This is a genomic window from Acidovorax sp. KNOB132 (genome assembly GCF_057541515.1).
Genome location: NZ_BAAJYT010000275.1, coordinates 1 through 4,563, shown reverse-complemented (window position 1 = coordinate 4,563; position 4,563 = coordinate 1). Strand labels below are relative to the sequence as shown.

The following is a 4,563-nucleotide window of genomic DNA, read 5'->3' as shown; positions in this document are numbered from 1 at the left end:
CTGCCGGGCAAGGCGTCGGGCCCCGGGCCGTTCTACATCGTCTGGCCGGTGGCCGACGGCGTGCTCAGCGAGCAGTGGCCCTATGCCGTGGCCCGGCTGCACGTGCGCGAGGCACCGGAAAAGCGCTGGCCCCGGATCGGCGTCGCGCCCGAGGTGCCCGCGGGCGATGCGCGCCGGCGCGGCCAGGCGATCTTCGTGGCGCAGTGCTTCGTCTGCCACACCATGAACGGCGGCGGCGAGGCGCGCCTGGGGCCCGACCTGAACCTGCCGATGAGCCCCGTGGAGTACTTCCAGCCGCAGGCGCTGCGCCAGCTGGTGCGCAACCCGGCCAGCGTGCGCCAGTGGCCCGGGCAGTCGATGCCCGGCTTCGCGCCGGACCGGCTCAGCGACAGCGATCTGGACGATCTGGTGAGCTACCTGCAGCACATGGCCCGCGAGCGCCGCGGGGCGCGCTGAGAACGGCGCGGCGGGCCGCCGATGGGGGGCGGTGGCGGCGCCGGACGCACTTTTCATTTGCTGAAATTTTGAGCAGCTACAATCCTGCCTCCTTTTTCAGCACGCGCTGCCTCCCCCCTCCCATGCACATCGGCCACATCCCTTTGGCGAACCGCCTGTTCGTCGCCCCGATGGCGGGCGTCACGGACCGGCCGTTCCGCCAGCTGTGCAAGGCGCTGGGGGCGGGCTACGCGGTGAGCGAGATGGTCACCTCGCGCAAGGACCTGTGGGACAGCCTCAAGACCTCGCGCCGGGCCAACCACGAGGGCGAGCCCGGCCCCATCGCCGTGCAGATCGCCGGCACCGACGCGCAGATGATGGCCGAGGCCGCGCTCTACAACGTGGACCGGGGCGCCGAGATCATCGACATCAACATGGGCTGCCCGGCCAAGAAGGTCTGCAACAAATGGGCGGGCTCCGCCCTGATGCAGAACGAGGCCCTGGCCCTGGAAATCGCCCAGGCGGTGGTCGAGGCCTGCGCCCCGCGCAACGTGCCCGTCACGCTCAAGATGCGCACCGGCTGGAGCCAGGAGCACAAGAACGCCGTGGCCCTGGCCCGGGCGTTCGAGGGCGTGGGCATCCAGATGCTGACGGTGCACGGCCGCACGCGAGAGCAGGGCTATCGTGGCCAGGCCGAGTACGACACCATCGCCGCCGTGAAGGCCGCGGTGCGCGTGCCGGTGGTGGCCAACGGCGACATCACCTCGCCCGAGAAGGCGCGCGAGGTGCTGGCCGCCACGGGCGCCGACGCGATCATGATCGGGCGCGCGGCGCAGGGCCGGCCGTGGATCTTCCGCGAGATCGGCCACTACCTCGCCACGGGCGAGCACCTGGCGCCGCCGCTGGTGGCCGAGGTGCGGCGCCTGCTGCTGGACCACCTGCAGGACCACTATCGCCTCTACGGCGAGTTCACCGGCATGCGCAGCGCGCGCAAGCACATCGCCTGGTACGTGCGGGCCCTGCCCGGCGGCGAGGCGTTCAGGCAACACATCAACACCATCGAGGACTGCTCCGAACAGTGGCACGCGGTGGCCCACTATCTGGATGCGATCGGGCAACGGATGGACCGGCTGCCCCCCGCGTACACCGAGGACGCAGACCCCAGCGAAAAACAGGAAGACCTGGCGGCATGAGCAAGAAACACATCGAAGAGTGCGTGCGGGAGAGCCTGCAGGGCTACTTTCGCGACTTAGGGGGCGAGACGCCGGACGGCATGTACGACATGCTGGTGCGCGTGGTTGAAAAGCCCCTGCTGGAAGTGGTCATGAGCCACGCCGACAACAACCAGTCCCGCGCCGCCGAATGGCTGGGACTGAACCGCAACACCTTGCGCAAGAAGCTGGTGGAGCACAAGCTGCTGTAACGGCGGTTGCTACATATTTAATAGCAATATGCCCTAGTGGATATTGCGCTGAAGCCCGATTTCAATCAAACCCCACCCCCTGCCATGAACGCACTTCTCTCCGTCTCCGACAAGACCGGCATCGTTGAATTCGCCCAGGCCCTGCACGCGCTGGGCATCCGGCTGCTGTCCACCGGCGGCACCGCCCAGCTGCTGGCCAAGGCCGGCCTGCCCGTGACCGAAGTGGCCGAGGTCACGCAGTTCCCCGAGATGCTGGACGGCCGCGTGAAGACGCTGCACCCCAAGGTGCACGGCGGCCTGCTGGCGCGCCGCGAGCTGCCCGAGCACATGGCCGCGCTGGCCGCGCACGGCATCGACACCATCGACCTGCTGGTGGTCAACCTCTATCCCTTCGAGGCCACGGTGGCCAAGGCCGGCTGCACGCTGGCCGACGCGATCGAGAACATCGACATCGGCGGACCCGCCATGGTGCGCAGCGCCGCCAAGAACTGGAAGGACGTGGGCGTGGTGACCGACGCCGCGCAGTACGAGAGCGTGCTGGGCGAGCTGAAGGCGTCGGGCAAGCTGTCGGACGCATTGCGCTTCGGCCTGTCGGTCGCCGCGTTCAACCGCATCGCGCAGTACGACGCGGCCATCAGCGACTACCTCTCGTCCGTCACGTTCGAGGCCGAGAAGCTGGCCGAGGACTACGTGCCCGCCCGCACGGCCTTCCCCGGCCAGAGCAACGGCATCTTCACCAAGGTGCAGGACCTGCGCTACGGCGAGAATGGCCACCAGCAGGCCGCGCTGTACCGCGACCTGTACCCCGCGCCCGGCTCCATCGTCACCGGCGTGCAGCTGCAGGGCAAGGAGCTCTCGTACAACAACATCGCCGACGCCGACGCCGCCTGGGAATGCGTCAAGAGCTTTGACGTGCCGGCCTGCGTGATCGTCAAGCACGCCAACCCGTGCGGCGTGGCCGTCGGGCTCGACGCCCTGGGCGCCTACGGCAAGGCGTTCCAGACCGATCCCACCAGCGCGTTCGGCGGCATCATCGCCTTCAACCGCCCGGTGGACGGCGCGGCGGCGCAGCAGATCGCCAAGCAGTTCGTGGAGGTGCTGATGGCCCCCGACTTCACGGCCGAGGCGCTGGAGGTCTTCAAGGCCAAGGCCAACGTGCGGCTGCTCAAGATCGCGCTGCCCCCGGCGCTGGACGCGGCGCAATACGCGCTGGGTAGCAACACGCCCTGGCACCGCGGCCGCAACGCGGTGGACGCCAAGCGCATCGGCTCGGGCATGCTGCTGCAGTCGGCCGACAACCATGAGCTGTCGATGATCGACATCAAGGTCGTCACCCAGAAGCAGCCCACGCTGGAAGAGATGGAAGACCTGCTGTTCGCCTGGAAGGTCGCCAAGTACGTCAAGAGCAACGCCATCGTGTTCTGCAAGGGCGGCATGACGATGGGCGTGGGCGCTGGCCAGATGAGCCGCCTGGACTCGGCCCGCATCGCCAGCATCAAGGCGCAGCACGCCAACCTGTCGCTGGCCGGCACGGTGGTGGCGAGCGACGCGTTCTTCCCCTTCCGCGACGGCCTGGACGTGGTGGTGGACGCGGGCGCGACTTGCGTCATCCAGCCCGGCGGCAGCATGCGCGACCAGGAAGTGATCGACGCCGCCAACGAGCGCGGCGTGGCCATGGTGTTCAGCGGGGTGCGCCACTTCCGCCACTGAGCCGGTCGGCAGGAACCTCCTCCAAGCGCGAAGGCCCTGCCAGCGCGGGAAAGGCAGACCCTGCCTTCCTGCGCTGGCAGGGCCTTCGCCGTTGCGGCGTGTCAGGTCACCCGACCGTCTGCACGGACTGGCGCACGCTGCCGGCGCCCTGCACCTTGCTGGGGTCGCCCGCCATCACGTTCACCGGCGTCTTGCCGCCATCCACATCGGTGTTCGCGATGTTGACGGTGGAGTGCCTGGAGTCGAAGCGGAAGGTGAAGGCCTTGAGGTTCTGCAAGGTCGAATCGGAGATGTCCACGTTCGCCGTGATCGGGTAGCCGCCGCGCGTGACCGCCAGCTGGCCGATGTTGTCGGCGTAGATGCCCTGGAGCTTCAGATTCACGTCGCCGTTGATCTGGATCGCCTTGTCGTGGCTGTTCTGGAACGACGAGTTCGTGATCTCCACCTGGGCCGGGCCGCTCGGAAGGTCCTTCGCCGAGATGCCGGCGCGCTGGGCGTCGACCGCCTTGTTCTCCGCGCCGTCCACGGTGACGAAATCGTCCCCGGTCTGCAGGCCGTGCACGTTGTCCAGCTTGGCATCGCCCAGCAGATGGATGCCGTCCCCGCCCTTGAACTGCAGGTTCTTGATCGATGCGCCCGGCTCGAGGATGAACATCGGCAGTTGCGTCTCCGCGGTGCCGCCGCCGTTCAGCCCGGCGCCGGCGTTGAACAGCTTGCCCTCCCCGTCGTAGGTCGTGCCCGCCTTCACGATGATGGGCTTGTTCACCTCTTCTACGCCCGTGGGCTCGGCGACCTTCATGTTCGCCGGCGGCTTGGTGACGGCTGCATTCGTTGACGGGGATGGGGCTGCGGTGGGGGCTGACGACGGCGCGGTCGCCGGTGCCTTGCCGCCCGAACCCACCTCCGTGGGGGGGCGGCGGCGCAGGCGTCGGCGATGGCTTGGGCGCGTTCGCGATCGTGGACGGGTCGGGCGTGGGCGTCGCTGCCGTCGGCGC

Annotated in this window: 5 protein-coding genes; 4 read left to right on the top strand and 1 reads right to left on the bottom strand. The window is 68.7% G+C overall.

The window, feature by feature from the left end; translation table 11 throughout:
* The 4 genes from AC27IO_RS20825 to purH form a co-directional block, all read left to right on the top strand.
* The coding region (locus AC27IO_RS20825; RefSeq protein WP_498740546.1) for a c-type cytochrome at positions 1–456 on the top strand (456 nt) is incomplete at its 5' end.
* A gap of 122 nt (positions 457–578) precedes the next feature.
* Positions 579–1,628, top strand: coding sequence for a tRNA dihydrouridine synthase DusB (gene dusB / locus AC27IO_RS20820; RefSeq protein ID WP_498740545.1), 1,050 nt, complete (start codon positions 579–581; stop codon positions 1,626–1,628).
* Entirely contained in the window at positions 1,625–1,858 is a 234-nt protein-coding gene (locus tag AC27IO_RS20815) for a Fis family transcriptional regulator (RefSeq protein WP_005799570.1), read from the top strand. The genes dusB and AC27IO_RS20815 overlap by 4 nt, the downstream gene beginning before the upstream one ends.
* 84 nt (positions 1,859–1,942) lie before the next feature.
* Positions 1,943–3,568, top strand: a complete 1,626-nt coding sequence (gene purH / locus AC27IO_RS20810; RefSeq protein ID WP_498740543.1) for a bifunctional phosphoribosylaminoimidazolecarboxamide formyltransferase/IMP cyclohydrolase — start codon at positions 1,943–1,945, stop codon at positions 3,566–3,568.
* Positions 3,569–3,674: 106 nt separating this feature from the next.
* On the opposite strand, the gene AC27IO_RS20805 is transcribed toward purH, so the two are convergent.
* Positions 3,675–4,367, bottom strand: a complete 693-nt coding sequence (locus tag AC27IO_RS20805; protein ID WP_498740542.1) for a pectate lyase — start codon at positions 4,365–4,367, stop codon at positions 3,675–3,677.
* Positions 4,368–4,563: the final 196 nt, after the last annotated feature.

What these genes read in the sequence shown, in the direction of transcription:
- dusB (WP_498740545.1), top strand. Translation starts at nt 579, where the DNA reads ATGCACATCGGCCACATCCCTTTGGCGAACCGCCTGTTCGTCGCCCCG.
- AC27IO_RS20815 (WP_005799570.1), top strand. Translation starts at nt 1,625, where the DNA reads ATGAGCAAGAAACACATCGAAGAGTGCGTGCGGGAGAGCCTGCAGGGC.
- purH (WP_498740543.1), top strand. Translation starts at nt 1,943, where the DNA reads ATGAACGCACTTCTCTCCGTCTCCGACAAGACCGGCATCGTTGAATTC.
- AC27IO_RS20805 (WP_498740542.1), bottom strand. Translation starts at nt 4,367, where the DNA reads ATGAAGGTCGCCGAGCCCACGGGCGTAGAAGAGGTGAACAAGCCCATC.